Annotated in this window: 18 protein-coding genes and 2 pseudogenes; 18 read left to right on the forward strand and 2 right to left on the reverse strand. The window is 39.6% G+C overall.

All coding sequences use genetic code 11. The features are described 5' to 3' along the window. Positions 1 to 39: 39 nt before the first annotated feature. The 15 genes and pseudogenes from QL989_RS02185 (at position 40) to QL989_RS02255 (ending at position 11,851) form a co-directional block, all read left to right on the forward strand. Positions 40 to 927 carry a CopD family protein gene (locus QL989_RS02185; protein ID WP_024596191.1) on the forward strand — a complete coding sequence of 296 codons (888 nt, stop codon included), beginning with the start codon at positions 40 to 42 and terminating at the stop codon, positions 925 to 927. A gap of 15 nt (positions 928 to 942) precedes the next feature. Next, positions 943 to 1,413 carry a nuclear transport factor 2 family protein gene (locus tag QL989_RS02190; protein WP_008109640.1) on the forward strand — a complete coding sequence of 157 codons (471 nt, stop codon included), beginning with the start codon at positions 943 to 945 and terminating at the stop codon, positions 1,411 to 1,413. 27 nt (positions 1,414 to 1,440) lie between these two features. Further along, entirely contained in the window at positions 1,441 to 3,264 is a 1,824-nt protein-coding gene (locus QL989_RS02195) for a copper resistance system multicopper oxidase (protein WP_138739852.1), read from the forward strand. Beyond that, the gene (locus tag QL989_RS02200) at positions 3,261 to 4,136 is read left to right on the forward strand and encodes a copper resistance protein B (RefSeq protein WP_008109642.1); all 876 of its coding nucleotides are present in this window, start codon (positions 3,261 to 3,263) and stop codon (positions 4,134 to 4,136) included. Before QL989_RS02195 ends, QL989_RS02200 begins: the two co-directional genes overlap by 4 nt. Next, on the forward strand, positions 4,127 to 4,822 hold the full coding sequence (locus QL989_RS02205; protein ID WP_259413530.1) for a heparan-alpha-glucosaminide N-acetyltransferase: 696 nt from the start codon (positions 4,127 to 4,129) through the stop codon (positions 4,820 to 4,822). Before QL989_RS02200 ends, QL989_RS02205 begins: the two co-directional genes overlap by 10 nt. Next, positions 4,810 to 5,661: a formyltransferase family protein gene (locus tag QL989_RS02210; RefSeq protein WP_238529425.1), complete on the forward strand. Its 852-nt coding sequence runs from the start codon at positions 4,810 to 4,812 to the stop codon at positions 5,659 to 5,661. Before QL989_RS02205 ends, QL989_RS02210 begins: the two co-directional genes overlap by 13 nt. A 147-nt stretch (positions 5,662 to 5,808) precedes the next feature. Then, a complete protein-coding gene (locus tag QL989_RS02215; protein WP_004589264.1) occupies positions 5,809 to 6,231 on the forward strand; it encodes a hypothetical protein in 423 nt (140 codons plus the stop codon). Positions 6,232 to 6,536: 305 nt separating this feature from the next. Beyond that, a complete protein-coding gene (locus QL989_RS02220) occupies positions 6,537 to 6,950 on the forward strand; it encodes a MerR family transcriptional regulator (RefSeq protein WP_008109656.1) in 414 nt (137 codons plus the stop codon). A gap of 101 nt (positions 6,951 to 7,051) precedes the next feature. After that, complete coding sequence (locus QL989_RS02225) at positions 7,052 to 9,295, forward strand: heavy metal translocating P-type ATPase (protein WP_290167867.1); 2,244 nt, start codon at positions 7,052 to 7,054, stop codon at positions 9,293 to 9,295. Positions 9,296 to 9,306: 11 nt separating this feature from the next. Next, positions 9,307 to 9,660, forward strand: coding sequence for a cupredoxin domain-containing protein (locus tag QL989_RS02230; RefSeq protein WP_004589267.1), 354 nt, complete (start codon positions 9,307 to 9,309; stop codon positions 9,658 to 9,660). Between the two features lie 9 nt (positions 9,661 to 9,669). Further along, positions 9,670 to 10,005, forward strand: a pseudogene (locus QL989_RS02235) (DUF2933 domain-containing protein). Continuing rightward, on the forward strand, positions 9,998 to 10,633 hold the full coding sequence (locus tag QL989_RS02240; protein WP_290167869.1) for an isoprenylcysteine carboxylmethyltransferase family protein: 636 nt from the start codon (positions 9,998 to 10,000) through the stop codon (positions 10,631 to 10,633). The pseudogene QL989_RS02235 and the gene QL989_RS02240 overlap by 8 nt, the downstream one beginning before the upstream one ends. A gap of 12 nt (positions 10,634 to 10,645) precedes the next feature. Beyond that, entirely contained in the window at positions 10,646 to 11,068 is a 423-nt protein-coding gene (locus QL989_RS02245) for a hypothetical protein (protein WP_290167871.1), read from the forward strand. Positions 11,069 to 11,078: 10 nt separating this feature from the next. After that, a complete protein-coding gene (locus QL989_RS02250) occupies positions 11,079 to 11,450 on the forward strand; it encodes a hypothetical protein (protein WP_063529851.1) in 372 nt (123 codons plus the stop codon). 50 nt (positions 11,451 to 11,500) lie between these two features. After that, a complete protein-coding gene (locus QL989_RS02255; RefSeq protein WP_024602002.1) occupies positions 11,501 to 11,851 on the forward strand; it encodes a hypothetical protein in 351 nt (116 codons plus the stop codon). Positions 11,852 to 12,067: 216 nt separating this feature from the next. Here the strand turns inward: QL989_RS02255 and QL989_RS02260 are convergent, their stop codons facing one another. Both QL989_RS02260 and QL989_RS02265 read right to left on the reverse strand, forming a co-directional pair. Further along, the gene (locus tag QL989_RS02260; RefSeq protein WP_008109669.1) at positions 12,068 to 12,799 is read right to left on the reverse strand and encodes a glutaredoxin; all 732 of its coding nucleotides are present in this window, start codon (positions 12,797 to 12,799) and stop codon (positions 12,068 to 12,070) included. A 1-nt stretch (position 12,800) separates the two neighbouring features. Then, on the reverse strand, positions 12,801 to 13,322 hold the full coding sequence (locus QL989_RS02265) for a DUF305 domain-containing protein (protein WP_008128012.1): 522 nt from the start codon (positions 13,320 to 13,322) through the stop codon (positions 12,801 to 12,803). 403 nt (positions 13,323 to 13,725) lie between these two features. Here QL989_RS02265 and QL989_RS02270 point away from each other — a divergent pair. From QL989_RS02270 to QL989_RS02280, 3 genes and pseudogenes are all read left to right on the forward strand, one after another. Beyond that, a pseudogene (locus QL989_RS02270) lies at positions 13,726 to 14,244 on the forward strand (PhoH family protein); the annotation flags it as partial. 66 nt (positions 14,245 to 14,310) lie between these two features. Next, the gene (locus QL989_RS02275; protein WP_290167876.1) at positions 14,311 to 18,081 is read left to right on the forward strand and encodes a PAS domain-containing hybrid sensor histidine kinase/response regulator; all 3,771 of its coding nucleotides are present in this window, start codon (positions 14,311 to 14,313) and stop codon (positions 18,079 to 18,081) included. Then, a complete protein-coding gene (locus tag QL989_RS02280; RefSeq protein WP_290167879.1) occupies positions 18,071 to 18,970 on the forward strand; it encodes a diguanylate cyclase in 900 nt (299 codons plus the stop codon). The genes QL989_RS02275 and QL989_RS02280 overlap by 11 nt, the downstream gene beginning before the upstream one ends. Positions 18,971 to 18,983 lie beyond the last annotated feature (13 nt).

Raw genomic sequence — 18,983 nt, forward strand, 5'->3', positions numbered from 1 at the left:
TCGGCTTTATGGTTCACTAAAATAGGCGGTGTGATTGATATGGAAATGTATATCTGGAATACAGTCATTGTACTGTCTAAAATTGTATTTTACGTCGGCTTTGCCTGTATTGCTGGTTATACATTTTTCAGGCAAATATTTGAGAATAATGAATCTCATACTAATGCTGTAATAGCGAATTTAACGTGGACAAGAACTTATATAGTTATGGCTTTGATCGCTAATATTACTTGGTTCTTTGCCAGTACTGGTGCAATGGCAGAAGAGGGAATTCAGGGGGCGATAGACGCTGATATATTGGCTATTATGTGGGACTCCTCTGTCGGCACTGGAGCTTTGCTTCGAGCGCTTGGGCTAGTTACCGCAATAATCGCTTTAGCTTTAAGGTTCAAACTCGCTGTGAACTCGTACTTAAAACAAAGCGCTTTAATGTTGAGTTTATTAATCCTTGCATACTCATTCACGTTACTGGGTCATATTTCTGAGTTAGGCACAATTGAAAAAGGCTTGCTTATTTTGCATGTGCTCGTTATGGCATGGTGGTTTGGGGCGTTATTGCCACTAAAACAGGCTTGCCATCAGCTAAGTTATGCAGAACTTCATTTGCTGATGGAAAGCTTTGGCAAACAAGCAAGTTTTACATTGAGCCTATTGTTGGTAGCAGGCCTCTGGCTCGTGATTCAATTGGTCGGAAGTCTTGATGCACTAATAAGCTCAAGTTACGGACAAACACTGTTGTTTAAATTGGCCCTTGTAGTGTCTATTTTGGCACTTGCTGCTAAACATAAACTAATACTCGTTCCACAACTTAAAAATAGTCAAGGCAGGGAGGCGTTATCTAAATCTATCTCGATAGAAATGGTAGTAGCTTTTGCCATTTTATCTGTAACGGCTGGGCTTACTAGTGTTGTTGGCCCTGCAAATTAAAACCTAAAAGAGAGAATGAAAATGAAAACAATAAATATATTACTTGTTTTATTAATGACGTTTAGTTTCGCAGCAAACTCTCATGGTGATAAGAACAAAGACAAAGGTTTGTTTAAAGGTATAGATACCCCTGCCGCAAAAGTTGTTTTGGCATTTCATCAAGCACTTGAAACTGGCAATCAAAAACAGGCTAGAGCGCAGTTAGCGGATGATGTCACCATTTTCGAGGGAGGCCGCGTTGAAAGGAGCGCTGATGAATATGCTCATCATCATATGTTGTCGGATATGAAGTATTTAGCAGCGATGAAGAGCGACACACTTGAACATCAAGTGACGATACTTGGAAATACCGCTATCTCTGCGTCGCGTAGTCAAACTACAGGTACTCATAAAGGTGTTGAACGCGATTATCAAGGCATGGAAACGATGGTGCTGGAAAAACAAAATGGTGAATGGAAGATTAAGCACATTCATTGGTCACATTAATTTATTGGTTAAATAACGGAGTACAAAATGAGAATTAAAAATCCATTACATCAAATTTCTACACCGCGTAGACGCTTTGTACAAGGTTTAGCTGCTGGCGGTATATTAGCTGCTTTTCCAAGTGTTCTTCATGCAGCTTCATCTTTGATTGCTGGAACTTCAACAGGTACTGCGCCCGAACTAAGTGGAGAAGTAATAGATTTAGTTATAGATGAGTCACCCGTAAACTTCACAGGTGTTGTAAGAATGGCTACAACAATCAATGGCTCAATACCAGCTCCTACCTTGCGCCTCAGAGAAGGTGATGACGTTACTATCAGGGTAACTAATAAATTATCAGTGCCGAGTTCAATTCATTGGCATGGGATCATTCTTCCGTATCAAATGGATGGTGTACCGGGCATTAGCTTTAAAGGCATTATGCCTGGCGAAACGTTTGTTTATAAATTTAAGTTACAACAAAGCGGTACTTATTGGTATCACTCACACAGTGGCTTTCAAGAAATGACCGGTATGTATGGGGCGTTAATTATTGAGCCAAGAGAAAAGGATATTATTAGTGCTGACAATGAGCATGTCATCCTATTGTCTGATTGGACTGATGATGATCCTATGGAGTTATTCCGTAAATTAAAAATTCAGGGGGATGTATTTAACTTTAATCAACCTACTGTTCCAGAGTTTTTTGATGACATTTCAAATAGCAGCGTTTCAAATGCGCTACAACGCCGGGAAATGTGGAATAAAATGAGAATGAACCCTACAGATCTTGCAGACTTATCAGCATCTGCAATGACTTTTTTAATGAATGGTTGTGCGCCTTTGACAAACTGGCGTGGAATGTTTAAAGCTGGCGAAAAGGTTAGGCTTAGATTTATTAATGGTTCTAGCAATACGTTTTTTGATGTAAGAATACCTGAGCTGAAGTTAACAGTTGTACAAGCTGATGGACAAAATGTTGAACCTGTGACAGTAGATGAATTTAGATTTGGTCCCGGTGAAACTTATGATGTACTTGTCGAGCCAAAAAATGATGCATATACGATTTTTGCACAAAGCATGGATCGCTCAGGTTATGCTAAAGGTACTTTATCAATGGCACCTAATATTAATGCACCAGTACCTGCTCTAGATCCCGTTGAATGGTTAACGATGACAGATATGATGGGGAATATGGCCCAAGGTGGTGAGCATTCCGCGATGGCAGGTATGGCAGACATGTCGGGCATGAATTCTAATAAAATGGATCATAGTGCAATGGGTCATGGAGCGATGGCAATGGACCATAGTAAGCATAATATGGGTAAAAACCCACTGGCTGTTCCAAGTCAGAAAGTTCGCCACGCTAAAACAGAATATGGCGCCTCAATTGATGCGCGCATTGATACGCCACGCACAAACTTAGACGATCCTGGTGTTGGGCTGCGCAATAACGGCCGTCGAGTTTTAACACTTGCAGATTTACGCTCTCTTGATGGCATAGTTGACCACCAAGCACCCGAAGCCGAAATTGAGCTGCATTTAACCGGCAACATGGAACGCTACAGCTGGTCTTTTGATGGCTTAGAGTTTGGTAAAAGTACCCCTGTGCATATGAAGCATAATCAGCGGGTACGAGTTATTTTACAAAACGATACCATGATGACACACCCTATGCATTTACATGGTATGTGGAGCGACTTGGAGAACGATCAAGGCGATGTGTTAGTTCGCCGCCATACCATAATGGTACAGCCCGCCCAAAGAATTAGCTTTTTAACTACGCCACATGATCTTGGTCGTTGGGCTTGGCATTGTCATTTACTGTTTCATATGGATGCAGGTATGTTTAGAGAGGTGGTTGTATCATGAGAAATTTAACCTTATCAACAGTACTTACTAGTGCACTATTAATTAGCGCACCGTTATTGAGCCTGAATGTGTTTGCTCAAACTGAAATGGGCGACATGTCTGGCGATATGGCGGGCGATAAAATGCAGCCGCAAGGCGGCGATGCCCCTAAAAATGCTCGCGATCCACACGCTTATGCTAATGGCACAACCTTAACGCAAGGGCCATATGCTTTAGCAGATGGCGAGCGCTTAACCCTTGCAGATGAGTATAAGTTTTACGCTATTTTAGGTGATCGCCTTGAGTATAACGAACAAGCCGATGCTGCTGTTTTCGATTTACAAGCTTGGTACGGCACCACCTTTAATCGATTAGTGATAAAAACCGAGGGCGATGTTAGTTATGGCAAGCTTGAAGAAAATCAAACTGATATTTTATGGGGTCATGCAATTTCGGCTTATTGGGATACGCAAGTCGGTATTCGCTACGATTATTATAAAGAAGGCAAAAACCGTCAATGGTTAGCGTTTGGTATTCAAGGCTTAGCACCTTATTGGTTTGAGCTTGATATGACAGCGTATGTAGGTGAGAGCGGCAATACAGCATTTACAGCACAAGCTGAATATGAGCTGCTTTTAACACAAAGGCTCATTATACAGCCTCGTGCTGAAATAACATTTTATGGTAAAGACGATGAACAAAATGAGCTAGGCAGTGGGCTATCTAGTACTGCTATTGGCGTTAGGGTTCGTTATGAATTTACTCGCCAATTTGCACCTTATGTAGGTGTAGAGTGGACTAATAAATTTGGTAGCACAGCAGATTACGCCAAGCTAAACGAGCAGAGCAGCAACGATACTGAGTTTGTTGCCGGTTTAAGATTTTGGTTTTAATACGAAGAAATAACTACATTGATTTAATGAGAGCTACCGCAATTATATTGATGGTAGCTTTTCATTTTGTCTGGGATTTAAACTATTTTGGTTATATTAGAACAGACATACCTAACGGCTTTTTCTGGAAAGAGCTAAGAGCAATAATTGTAAGTTTGTTCTTGTTTTCTGTTGGTGCCAGTCTGGTTTATTCCTATCAAGGTGGTATATCAGCGAAGAAATTAGCTTGGCGAACGGTTAAGATATCTAGTGCTGCGTTACTAGTGACTTTATCCTCACTATTTACCTTGCCAGAACATTGGATTTACTTTGGTATTTTACACTTCATAGCAGTTGCAACACTTCTATTAGTTTGGTTGGTGGGGAAACCTAAACTTGCTTTGCTGCTATCTTTATTTATTTTTAGCGCATACATAGCGATAGAAATACCGTGGAATTGGCCTTTTAGCTATATTGAACAATATATTTCAAAACATCCTAGTGACTTGGTTACTCTTTTTCCTTGGTTGGCTTTGCCCTTGCTCGGTATCTGGGCTGCAAATTTCCGAATCTTTCGTCTGGCTCCCGCCAATCAACATGCGATAAACCCTTATTTGACATTGCTTAGTCAACACTCTTTACTGATTTATTTACTTCACCAACCTTTGCTTTTTGCTGGCTTTAGCGCTATCGAATGGATCAATTGAATATGAAAGTCCTCTATTTCGGAAATAATCTCTTTTCAAACTGTTTAACATTTATGGTTAACCAAGGCTTTAGTGTTGAAGCTGTTTATATTAATGATGTAGAGGAAAACGCAAGTATCGTTAAACGAATTTGTGGCATACATAAGATAATGACACATTCTTTAAGACCGACTAAAGAAGAACTTGATGAATATATAAAATCTGGAGTAACTCTTTTTGTCGTTGCTGACTATGGATATAGACTGCCCATAACAGATATAAAATATGCCTTTAATATTCATCCCTCACTTTTACCTAAAGGTAGAGGCCCTACGCCATTAACTTACATTGTGGATCTACCAGAATTTGCAGGTGTAAGCATACACAAAATCACATATATGCTTGATGGCGGAGATATCTTACTCCAAGAACAATTTGAAGTAGGACAAAATGAATCCATTTCCTCCTTAATGGTGAAGTCAAGCTTACTTGCGGAATCTTTACTGCAAACCTTGTTAAATGATCTCGAAACTATCTATGAGAGTGCTACGCCACAACAAAAACGATTAGCTACTTATTGGAAGCAACCTAGTATAGAAAGGAGAATCATGTCGTGGCTCAATGATACTCAACAATTTAGGCAAGCAATACGTCAATATGGGCATTTTGGCATCTTAATAACAATTTATGAAGAGCTTTTTATTGTCAGCCAATTAGAGGTGGCCGATTTCAAACATGACTACAAGCTAGGCAGCATAATTTTTGAAGACCAAGCGCTGATTAGTGTGGCTATGAATGGTGGCTTTGCTGTTGTTTTTAAAAGTTCTATGGTGCTAGTAAACTCAGCAGTACTAGAGTAATTCGTATATTAAAAGTGTGTATAAAATGTTTTGAAGCAGACTTTAAGGGCTAGGTTAGAACGTAGGTTTTAGTTCAAAGGTTGATCAAGATCATAAAATTATTTTTATAAAGTGGCTAATATTGTAGGTGCTAAAGAAGGAATGATAATGTTTGGACTTTTCAGGTGGTTTAAAATAGTAATAATAACTGTGTTGCTTACGCAGCATGGCTTTGCGATTGCTAAACCAATGAATTGTGAAGAGCATCATAATGGCTCATCCGACACGCATATTATACAACCAAGCAAAAATATGCATCATCAATCAATGATTGACAATAGTCACTATCACACTGAAAATTCGCAAGATTCTAAAAACCGTCATGGTGATGAAGACTGTGAAAAATGTAAAGCTGGTGATTGTGTTTGTTGTGAAGGCGGTTTTTGTACAAGCTTTCATTTAAATGCCTATCTTGTGGAAGCGCAAGACGAAGGTATTTGCAATATTCATTCTGAGCTAATTCTACAGCGTACACCCCTACCAAAATCTGGTATCCATCTCTTACTTTATCGTCCACCAATTATTGGCTAATCACGGGAACAGTGCGTCTTTTTTTCGCCACTCCCATCAAAAATAGAATGACTTATTCATTGATTTAAATAATCAATTGTTTTGAACGATTAGTACGATATTTTGAAGGCACTATGAAAATGCTCAAGTTATTGCCATTTACAGTAATTAATACTGTCGATTTTGACCGAGATTTCTCTTTTACCAAAAAATTAGTTTTTAGCTTTTGCATTATTAATCACGAATAATCACTTGACCTGTGTCTTAGACACAGGTCTAAGCTGTAGGTGAGATTACAAACTTAGGTGAAGAACTAAGGAGTGAACATGAAAGTTGCAGAGCTGGCAAAAAGCCTTGGAACGACTGCTGATACGGTGCGCTATTACTCGCGATTGGGACTGTTAAAACCTGCCAAGTCAGTGAACGGCTACAAGTCATACTCGAATAAAGAAGTATCGAGACTTAAATTCATTTTAAGTGCCAGAAACCTTGGTTTTTCCGTTGTAGATATCAAGGAAATTATTAATGAATCTGAAGATGGTAAAAGTGCGTGCCCATTAGTCAGAAGCCTGATCAAAGAGCGGCTCGAAGAAACAGAAAAACAGTTTCAAGCAATGTTGGCACTTCGAGGAAAAATGTCTTCTGCGCTTTCTCGATGGGAAGAAATGGAAGACAAAGCACCGACTGCAAACATGGTTTGTCATCTCATCGAAAACTTTGAGCAAATTAAAAAAACATAGGAGGAAAAAGGGTGGCTACTAACACAAATATAAAAACTGAATCAGGCTGTTGCTGTCAGGCAAAAGCTCAATCCTCTTCGTGTAAAAGTAAGGAGAATACGTTGGAGAAAGTATCACATAACCAACAGCTTATCATTGAAGGCGCTGGGTGTGCTAGCTGTGTAGGCAAAATTGAAGGGGCATTAAATGCAACTCTTGGAGTCGTCAGTGCGGAAATGAATTTTGCTGATAGGACAGTAACAGTTTATGGGACAGCTAAAACAGAAGAATTGGTCAAAGCTGTTGAGTCTGTGGGGTATAACGCGAAGCCAATTGATGATAGCTCAGCAACAGATGCGCTTGATGAGAAAGAGGCGGCGGATTTTGCATATTACAAAAAGCTAATGCGCGATACGTTTATTGCCCTTTCACTCGGCGTTCCTTTGATGATCTACAGCATTGTAGTTGGAGAAATGACGGTTGAAACAAACCTTGAACGAATTTCTTGGTTGGTTGTAGGCATTTTAACTTTTGGTGTTATGTATTTTTCAGGCAAGCATTTCTATGTAGGAGCATGGAAGAGCTTCAAAAATCATTCAGCCAATATGGACACCCTAATTGCTTTAGGAACAGGCACGGCTTGGTTGTATTCGATGGTTGTCGTGTTTGCACCTGACGCTGTTCCATTGATGGCACGGCATGTTTATTTTGAAGCTACCGCCATGATCATTGGCTTAATTGATTTAGGTTTAGCATTAGAAATCAAAGCCAGAGGTAAAACCTCTGAGGCCATTAAACGTCTTATCGGCTTGCAAGCCAAAACAGCAACCGTGGTTCGTGACAACAAAGAAGTTCAGATAGGTATTGAGCAGGTTTTATTTAACGATATTGTGAAGGTAAAACCGGGTGAAAAAATTCCCGTCGATGGCGTGGTATTGGAAGGACACACCTCTATTGATGAGTCCATGCTGACAGGCGAACCTATGCCTGCTGAAAAAGCTGAAGAAGATGAGGTTGTCGCAGGTACTTTGAACAAATCAGGCATGATTTTATTTAGAGCCACACGCGTTGGTAAAGACACGGCGCTTGCACAGATCATCAATATGGTGAAACGAGCACAAAATTCAAAACCGCCGATTGGCCGTTTGGCCGATGTTATTTCAGCTTTTTTCGTACCTGTCGTGATGATCACCTCTGTGTTAAGTGCGCTAGCATGGCTTAACTTTGGACCTGAGCCAGCCATTGCTTTTGCCATCGTTTCAGCAACTACTGTGCTTATTATTGCCTGCCCGTGTGCTTTAGGTTTGGCAACACCCATGTCTGTCATGGTGGGAGTAGGAAAAGCAGCAGAAGCCGGAGTGCTTATTCGCAACGGTGAGGCACTGCAAACCGCCTCTAAAATCACTGCCATGATTTTAGATAAAACGGGCACTATTACTGAAGGGGCACCTAAGGTAACCGATATTATTTTAGCAAAAGCTACTGACGAAAAAGACGTACTACAGCTTGCAGCAAGTTTAGAAAGCGGCTCAGAGCATCCTTTAGCGCAAGCGATTGTTGAAAGTGCGTTAGATCAGGATATTGAGTTACTAAAAATTGAAGCCTTTAACGCCATTACGGGTTTTGGTGTAGAAGCAAGCTGCAACAACAAAGCCCTGCTTTTCGGAAACGATAAACTAATGAAGTTAAAAGGCATAGACCTCACAGGCTTTGTTGAACAAGCACAGTCTTTAGCCAAAGAAGCCAAAACACCTATGTACTTTGCTGTAGATGGTGAACTTGCAGCAATCATTGCTGTTGCAGATCCTATCAAGTCAGACTCAATCTCTGCTATCAAACGGCTTCAGGCTAATGGTATACGCGTCATCATGTTAACGGGTGATAACAAGGAAACCGCTGCCGCCGTAGCTAAAAAAGTGGGTATTAGTGAGTTTCTTGCTGAAGTGCTGCCAGAAGATAAAGCCAACAAGGTGAAAGAGCTACAAGAAGGCGGCGAAATTGTTGGTATGACAGGAGATGGCATCAACGATGCTCCTGCGCTAGCGTTAGCCGATGTTGGCTTCGCCATAGGCACAGGGACTGATGTAGCTATCGAAAGTGCTGACATTACCCTAATGCGTGGTTCACTTCATGGCCTTGCTGATGCCATAGCGGTAAGCAAAGCTACTTTACGAAATATCAAACAAAACTTGTTTGGCGCGTTTGTCTATAACGTAGCCGGGATTCCTTTTGCTGCGGGGGTTCTATATCCCTTCTTTGGCATTCTGCTTAGCCCTGTAATTGCAGGTGCTGCAATGGCGTTTTCGTCATTGACTGTAGTGTCAAATGCAAATCGACTTCGCTTTTTTAAAGCAAAAGAGCATTAAGGAGAATCACAATGATGGTTATTAACTTATTAGGCTTAATGTTAATCGCGCTGATTGTTTGGTGGTTTTGGCTATATAAACCCAATAAAACAATCGTTCAAGGTAATGAAGTACTCATTGAAGTGAGGGATGGTGTGTATTCCCCATCCTCAATTCAGGTGTCTGCTAGCCAACCTGTCACTCTGAAGTTTATGCGCAAAGATCAATCCCCCTGCGCTGAAACAATGCTTATTCCTTCATTGGATATAAGCGAACAGCTTAAATTAAATGAAATTACTCAAATTACCCTATTGAACTTATCACCGGGAGAGCATGAGTTTCACTGTCAGATGCAAATGTATCGCGGTGTCTTAAAAGTCGTTTAGGAGGGCAATATGAAAAATCAACACACTAATTTTTGGTCAACACCTACAGGCTGGGCTGCACTGGCACTTATTGCCGCAGTGACCTACTTCTTAGTGCTTGAGCATGGTCAACATATGCTGCAATTTCTTCCCTACTTGATTTTATTGCTATGCCCCTTGATGCACGTATTTATGCATGGCAGTCATGGTAAACATGGTCACGATCATTCACATGCGCCTGATGAAAAAAAGGAAGAGAGCTCTTAAGAACTCACGGATAAAAATGCAGCCTATCACGATGGCTACATACAAGGGTTAGAAAAGGCACGTAAGGAATCACATAAAAAGGAGAGCAGTGATGAATGAAACATATGATTATGGCTTATGGTCAATGGTGATACTGAACTCAGCAATTTTTATCTTTTTTGCCTTTAGTTTTGTCAAACCAAAAACATCAACTGATTGGAGAAGTCTAAGCGCGTTCTCTGCCTTTATTGTTGCCCTATTTACTGAAATGTATGGCTTTCCTTTAACTATCTATTTTCTATCGGGGTGGCTGACGGAGACCTATCCAGAAGTAAACTTCTTTGCGCATGAAAATGGACACTTATTGCATACTTTCTTTGGTTTTGAAGGTGGTGCCCATTGGGACCCATTTCATATAGCGAGTATGGTGTTTATTGTTGCAGGTTTCTTTATGTTGTCTTCAGCATGGAACGTATTGCATCACGCGCAAAAACACCATCAATTGGCTACTACAGGATGGTATGCGAGGTGTCGTCACCCACAGTACGTAGCTTTCATTCTAATCATGTTTGGCTTTTTATTGCAGTGGCCGACCATCCCGACACTTACGATGTTTCCAATCTTAGTCGTTGTTTATGTCAAGCTAGCCAAACGCGAAGAAGCACAAGCGATTGCAGAGTTTGGCTCTGAGTACCGCAGGTATATGGAATCGACACCAAGTTGGATTCCAAATTTTAATAAAATGTAGAAGGTAAAAATTATGAAAACATTAGGTAAATCAATTCTATTTTCTGGCTCACTGATGGTAGCCACAAGCTCATTTGCCCAAGATCATGACCATAAGCATGAAAGTGTGAACAAATATGATATGCATCAAGGCATGGAGATGTCACACGAAAATATGGAAAAAATGCATAAAAAGATGATGGAAATGAAAAAAGAAGTTTTAGCAATTAAATCTGAACAAGACCCTGATAAGCAACAGCGAATGATGCATCAACATAGACGTTCAATGATGAAAATTATGCAGATCATGCATCGAGATATGGAAGACAAACCTATACATAAACAAATTGCAATGGCTGAACATCATCTGGAAATGATGGAAAACATGATGCCGCAGATGAACCGGAAAATGGAAGAAATTAAAGATAGCAATCAACAGCATTCACACAAACATTAGGAGAAAAATTATGAGCGATTTAGATCATAGAGTTGGCGTTAGAGAGCAGAATTTAGTTGTTCGAAATCTAAAGCTTAGCAATGTCACAGAAGAAAGCTGTGACGAGTTAGTAAAAGAAATAGATCAGCTTTTTGGTATAGATGAAGTTAGTTACAACATCAAAGAAGGTGAAATACACCTTGCCTATGATGCCGCAAACGTAAGCCTTGATGGGATTGAGGAGGTAATCCGTAAGTATGGCGCAGATGTTCATAATGATTGGTGGACACATACTAAAGAAAGTTACTATAAATTTGTTGATCAGAACATCAAAGATAACTCTGTTCATAAGCCTTGGAGTTGTCATCAAGCACCTTCGGGGGCTGGCCGGAAAAACAAATGAATTCATAAAAAAGTGTATAGATAATTAGTTAGTCAAATGAGGTAACAGTGATGAAAACACCCTATATAAAAGCTCTTTTATTGCTTACATTCGGTTTATATTTAGTGGGTTGTTCCAATACCACTTTTTATCATAAATACATGGTGAGAGGTCAGGTAGTAGAAAGTTCTGATAATCGAACTCTAATCTGTATTGGTGCTAAGCATGGCGCAGAGGTTGGGCAAAAATACAGTGTTATTAGATTCCATGAAAGAATAGTATTGAGTGAAGGTGAAGATCCCTACACTATCGAAAAGGTAGGAACGGTACAAATTACTAAAATTGTGAATGATCATTTCGCAACTGTAAAGCTAGTGTCTGGTGACATTGCAGCGAAAGATATGGTGGAACTTGAAAACTAATAAAGTGGTGGCGAAAGCCACCACAAGAGCATAACAATAAAACTTAATGAAAAAACTTTAGTGTTATTTTGTACAACCTTTGAGATTGTTTGCTCAGTTCTGGTTATCTTGATGCCAGTACGACAGAAAAAATGTTACATATGAATTAGAAAGGTGTGGGCTGGCATCCTAGGTCTAATCTTAACAGTTAAGGGGCCGCCGAATAGAGCTATACCTTTACATCAGCAGCATAATCAATGCTCCCGCGATCATAAATAAGTTTTCAGATAGCGATACAAATCCAAGTGGCACACTGCTATCGCCGCCTACACAGGCACACTTTAACTGGCGTTTGTCGATGTAAACGGCTTTGAAAACTGAAATTGCTCCAACTGTGCCGATAAACAATGAAAATGGTGCCACTGCGAGAGGCTGTAGTTGGGCAACCATACCAATACCTGCATATGCTTCAATGAAGGGATAAATATAACCATATCTTATCCATCTCATCGCTAGTAAATCATAAGTAATAAACGAATTTGTGAAACTGTATAGGTCTTTCAGTTTTTGCACCGCTAAGAGCGTCATTGAAAAAGCTATAAATAGCATCAGTGTTCTGATGGAGATAAATGAGCCGGAAGCAAAATGTTGAGATGCGACAGCAAGAAGTGCAGCTATCGAGAAAATGGCTACAACGGGCGTGTAGGTTGTGCCAGTTTGACCTGCTTCATCTTTACCAAAATACTCTCTTAAGTCATCGTATCCTCCGACACGCTTTCCTTCAATAAAGGTTTGTGGCGTAGTTTTGACATCATGCTTAGCTTTGAAGTCATCAGCTTGTTGTCTTGACGTGAGCTTATGATCTTCTACATCATACCCTTGCCTCTCCAGCAAATCTTTCGACCTTAAACCATAGGGGCAGATATGTTCGTCAGTGACCATTCTGTACAGGGTAGCTGTCTTAGTCATCTTAGTCTCCTTTGTTCAGTGTGCCTTCAAACTTTGGGAGCGGTCGTTGCTCAGCCTGAGCTTGTGAGCTGACCTTTCCATTTTCAGAAATATCTTTAATCAGCCATTCCATTTCTTTTATTTCTTTTCGTTGGGCTTTAATAATACCATTTGCCAATTCACGCACGCGTACATCCTCCAAAGTTGAATGCTCACTAGTAAGAATAGCAATGGAGTGATGAGGAATCATCGCTTTCATGTAGGCAGTGTCAGAAATTGTGCTTTGAGAGCGAACAAGATAAAGACATATGGCAAACAGTATTGTCGCCAATAGAAAAATAGCCATGTTGAGCTTCTTGTTACTGTACATGCCAAGCATAAAGGCCAGCATGATCATTGCCATACCTGCTCCCATATACAACGCCATATAGATACGCGTTTCACTAAACCATATATGTGATACTGCGTAAGTGTTGAGGTACATCATGACAAACATAGTAATGGTTGAGGTGATGATCATTGCAGCAAATCTTGAGTATTTCATAAGTAATCCTTACATTGATAGTGTAAATATTTCCCACTGTTAGCCTATTATTCTCTACATGTGGTCATGTTCTCGAAAAAGTGCAAGTAATGAGCCAGTATCATTATTATCTTATTGTGAATATGGTTTACCAACACAGAATTGGATTTGCGCCACTGTTAGGCTATATATTGATAATTGGACTTGTTTTAGTTAGAAATGATGATCGTTAGTTACTCTATATCTAACCCAAGCCTTCGGCTTCAAATTTCTATTAGTGGTTTTACCTGCTATGATGGATTTCATATTGATCGGATTATTGCGATCATCGCAAGTCTGAATTAGGAAAGTATTGGTTAATTCATGCAAACCATAGATAAATCATATTCCGGTTGCTTATCGAGTTATGTGAAGAAACGTTACTGTAGCTATACAAATTGAAAGGGAAATAATTAATAATTTGGATTTAAGTAAATAAGTATTAATGTAACTTTTTGACAACGTAGGTGTGGATCTTAGGAAAACCGAAGAAGAGAAAATGGCACCTTGGCTGGCTGCAATAACTGATACCTTAGAGGTGCTGCATAAAGGAGATGAGAACCCTGTTTCAAGCCGTAATTACATTATGGAAAAAGCCAATGTTCAGTTTAAATCGGTGAACTTTATGCGTGGGCGAAGCATTCAAAATGCGGTGGTGATTTTAGATGAAAGCCAAAACTTAACGGCTTCTCAGCTCAAAACCATTATTACCCGTTGTGGTGAAGGAACTAAACTTATTTGTACCGGAAATTTAGCACAAATAGACAGTAACTATTTAACCGCGGTTACCTCTGGACTTACCTATATTGTGGAGCGATTTAAGCACTTTGAAGGCGGCGCTACTGTTAATCTTAATGGTGTAGTAAGAAGTCGACTAGCGTCATTTGCCGAGGAGAATTTATAACTTGCGCTTAACATCTTGGCTCGATAGTCTACAGTTTGATTTTTGAGCCAATAATTAGGTAACTTGTTGAAATTTTTACCGTTAGAACATTATCATCGCTCTGTTTTTGTGGCGCTAGCACTGCCTTTGTTAGTGGCCTCTTTTTTGTGTTTGCATTTTTATAATATAAAAATGGAACGTGCAATAACAAAAAAGACCACTGATTTTAATGCATTATCTGCGCAGCTTGATCATGATATGCAAGCAATGGGGGACTTGGTTGATGCAATGTTTGTTATGTATAACAAGCAAACTTTTCTTGTAGAAAATTATAATCTTACAGAAAACATTAACCAATATGAGCATTATTATTATCGCCAATTTGAACATTTAAACGGTGAAATTGCAGGTAAAGGTCAGTTTAGTTATTCTGAGTCGGCACTTTTACAATGGCAGCAGGTTATATCGCTTGCACCCTCTTTTAATACCACTTTAGCGCTGCTTTCATCTGTGCATTCTATTGCGTATGTTGATGAACGAGGGTTTGCATACTTAACTCGGCGCGACAATACACGAAATAATATATTTACTCCGCTATTGAATGGCGACTTTAAACCCTTACTGTCATCAAACAAATTGGCTTCGAGTGCAGTCATCAATTTAGGTAATAAGGCATATTTTGCGATTGGGCGACAGCGTGAACTAAATTCCTCTGATTATATTGTTTTAATTTATGAACTGCAGGCTATCTCTGGTTGGTTAAACAAAATCACCTCTAAGCAAGGTGAGTATGTTTTTATTAATCAAGCAAATCAAATTATTGCCAGTTCACAGCAGTCAATTAACCAAGCGATAAATTTTTCGGCATACTGGCCTCAAATTAATACGCGCTCATCAAAGCTTACGGCCCTGTCTGAACCGCTTTTTTTAATTCAACCCTCAGATCAGACTCCGATTCATTTAGGGTTTCTTGCTGATAAGCAAATGCTTACCAGTAGCCTTGTGCAAGAAGTGGTGTTGGAGTTTATTTCATTAGCATTATTTTTATGCTTGATGTTTTATGTCTTTTTTTGGTTAAGCAAGCGTATATTTATAAGGCCTATGACAGAGCTAATGCGTTACTTAGAACATCATAACGATGACAACACGGGTTATTTAAATTACAAAGTACCATTAAATTGGCAACCTTGGTTTGCTAAGGTGAAAGCTATTTTTGCGAAAAATGAACGTTTAGTTATTTCATTACAAAATGCTAATAAAAAGTTAGATGAGCAGGTGCAGCTCAAATCTGAAAAATTAAAACATAGTGACCAAGCAAAAGAGCGACATTTAGCCCTGCTAAATACAGTACTTAACAGCGTGCCTGACTTTATATATTTTAAAAATACAGACGGCACCTTTTTAGGGTGTAATAAAGCATTTGAGCAGTTTATAGGTAAGAGCCAAAGCGAACTTATTGGTCAAAATATGCATAGCATTAGTCGCAGCTACGAGCAAATCCAGCGGCTGGAGCAGCAAGCATTACAGCATAAAATGCAAATTCAGCAGCGTATAGACGTTGCTAAGCAAACCTATCAGTTAACGATTGCTCCGTTTTATGATGAACAGCTCCAATTGCTAGGCACAATGGGAATTGGTCGCGATATTACTGCACAGCAACATACTTTATATGCATTAAAAGAGTCGGAATCTAAATTTAGAAGTGCCATTGAATTTGCTGCCAATGGGGTGTTTTTACTTTCACTAGAGTACGCTATTTTACAGGTTAATAAAGCCGCGCGAAAACTGTTTACCAAACATCATCAATTAACAGATACCCCGTTTGATACACTATTTAGTGACACTCAGTGGCAAGAACTCGACGCCTTACTGCAGCAACTACTGCACAACAAAAAACAGGTGTTTCATTTAACTTTTGCGCACACTCAATTAAATGCTTGGTTGCAGTTGAGTATGTCATTAATTTGGAATGAGAATGCTCAGCCGCTATATTATGTTATTCATATTCAAGATGTTACTGAGCTTACGAAAGCCAAAGATGATGCAGAGCGAGCCACTTTGGCTAAAAGTCGCTTTATTGCTAATTTAAGCCACGAAATACGTACTCCCCTCAATGCCATACTGGGGTTACTAGATATGTTAGCAGAGCATGGATTAACGCAGCGACAATTGCAACAGACCAGCCAAGCGACGTATGCAGCCAATAATTTATTACAAATGCTTAATAGTATGCTTGATTTTGCGCGTGTTGAAAGTAATGAAGCAACGCTGCAATTAGCGCCTTTATGCCTAGTTGATTTGATTGATACCTGCGAAAGCTTAATTTTGCCTTTATGCCAAGCAAAGCAGATACAGCTAAAAGTTGATATTGACCCACATATTTCCCCTTTTTTAGTTGGCGACTCCATTCGTTTGCAACAAGTGTTAGGTAACTTATTAACCAATGCTGTTAAATTTACTCCTACAGGCAACGTGACATTAAAAATGCAGTTACAGCCAAGTAGCCGTAATGAGTTACAGCGTATCTGTTTTGGGGTTATAGATACAGGTGAGGGGATTGCTCAAGCCGATCAACGCCGTTTATTTGATGCCTTCACCCAAGGCGATGAGTCATCCACTCGTCAGCATCAAGGAGTAGGTTTAGGGCTGGCAATAGTAAAACACAGTGTGGCATTAATGGGCGGGGAAATTTCACTTGATAGCGATAAAGGACAAGGTTGCTATTTTTACTTTACGCTCGATTTAGCGACCGATACCAACAAAGTTACTCGTGATGAAAATAAGTTATTAGTAATTACTAGCGCTAAAAGTACGTTACTTAATCAAGTAATTAAAGCGTATCCTGTTATTAATAACCAAACGCTTAATAGGGTAATCGCTGAACCAGAATATTTGCTGCAAGCGCACACAATAATCATTGATGTGTGTGAGCTGTCGGCCTTTTTAACACCAAAAATAAAAGCAACACTGCGTACAGCTGCTATTTCGGTTGTTGTTATTACAGATAATCAAGACGAACAGCCACCAATAAATGATTCCCTTATTACCCAGTTCTTACCCTCAAGCGCACTTGCACAGCGATTACTTAATTTGAGCTCGCAAAAAATAGTGAAGGCAATTGAAAACAAAGCACAAAAACCGCGTGATACAGTCTCAGGAATATTAGTGTTAGCGATAGACGATAATCCATTGAACCTCGATATTATTAGCAGTATTTTGAGTCAAGCTGGAGTAAATGTTGTTACGATCAATGACCCGCAAAAAGGGATTGAATTGGTAAGTAGCTTACGCCCCGACTTAGTCTTAATGGATATTCAAATGCCCAAAATTGATGGCTATCAAGCGACTGAAATAATACGCCAACAGTTTGACGCTCAGCAATTACCTATTTTTGCATTAACCGCGCATAGTGAACCAGCCGACATTTCGCGCTCACTCAATGGTGGGATGAATAAACATTTAACTAAGCCTGTGGTTGCGCCAGTTTTATTTACAGCAATGGCTAGTCTTGGTATCACAGCGCCTCGCTTTTTTGATAAAGGCTTTGCTTTGTCTCAGTTTGACGATGATCACTCTGTACTGCACAGTATGTTAGACAAGTTAGCGACATTAAGTGAGTCATATTCAGCTGAGCTTCAAAACAACAACCCTAGTATTGAAATGGTACGCTTAGTGCATAGTTTAAAAGGGATAGCAGGAAATTTAGGTTTTAACCGATTATTATTGTGTGCTCAACACACTGAGCAGGTATTAAAAGCGGGCGGCGAGCACGCCGCAGCTGCAATTAAAGAATTAATAATACAGTTAGAGCAAGTGCAAATTTATATAAAAAGTTTAGATGTAAGCAATGATAAATAAAGCAAAAATATTAATTGTAGATGACGATGCGCTTAACCGAATCATTTTAGAAAAAACCCTAAGTGACGAGCATGAGGTTTACTTAGTGGCTAGTGGTGAAGAGGCGTTGGCATTTGTTAAGCGCACACAATTAGACTTAATTATTTTAGACATTATGATGCCAGGCATGAATGGTTACGACGTGCTGGTGGAGCTTAAAGAAAGCAGCCTAAGCCATACAATCCCCATTATTTTTATCTCAGCGAATAGCTCTCATGAAGACGAAGCAAAAGGCTTAGAGTTAGGCGCAATGGATTACATTGTTAAGCCATTTTGTGCCTCTATTGTTAAAGTGCGTGTACGTAATCAATTACTCATTAAGCAAAAAAACGATTTATTAGAAATGCTTGCGTCTATTGATGGTTTAACAGAAATACCTAACAGACGTTATTTAGATGAAAACTTAGAACGAGAGTGGCGAAGAAGTAAGCGTAATAATTCCTCCATGTGTGTACTGCTTATCGATATTGATCACTTTAAGCGCTATAACGACTACTACGGTCATCGTGCTGGCGATGAGTGTTTAAAAGCAGTGGCGCAAACATTAGTGGCGCAATGTGAACGTGGCAGTGATTTTGTTGCCCGTTATGGTGGTGAAGAGTTTGTTGCAGTATTACCAGAAACCAATCAGCAAGGCGCTATTGCGTTTGCTAATAAATTACGCAAAGCTATTAATGACTTGAATATAGAACACAACGCATCTTTAAATGCTTCACACATTACTATTAGTATTGGAATTGCCTCAAGTGAGAGCAGTCAAGCATACACCGAGAAAGCGTTATTAGAAGAGGCTGACTCAGGTTTATATAATGCTAAAAAGTCAGGGCGCAATCAAATTAGCGCCCAATAGTATTTTCGAGAGC

This window comes from Pseudoalteromonas sp. APC 3224 (genome assembly GCF_030407535.1).
Taxonomy (GTDB): domain Bacteria; phylum Pseudomonadota; class Gammaproteobacteria; order Enterobacterales; family Alteromonadaceae; genus Pseudoalteromonas.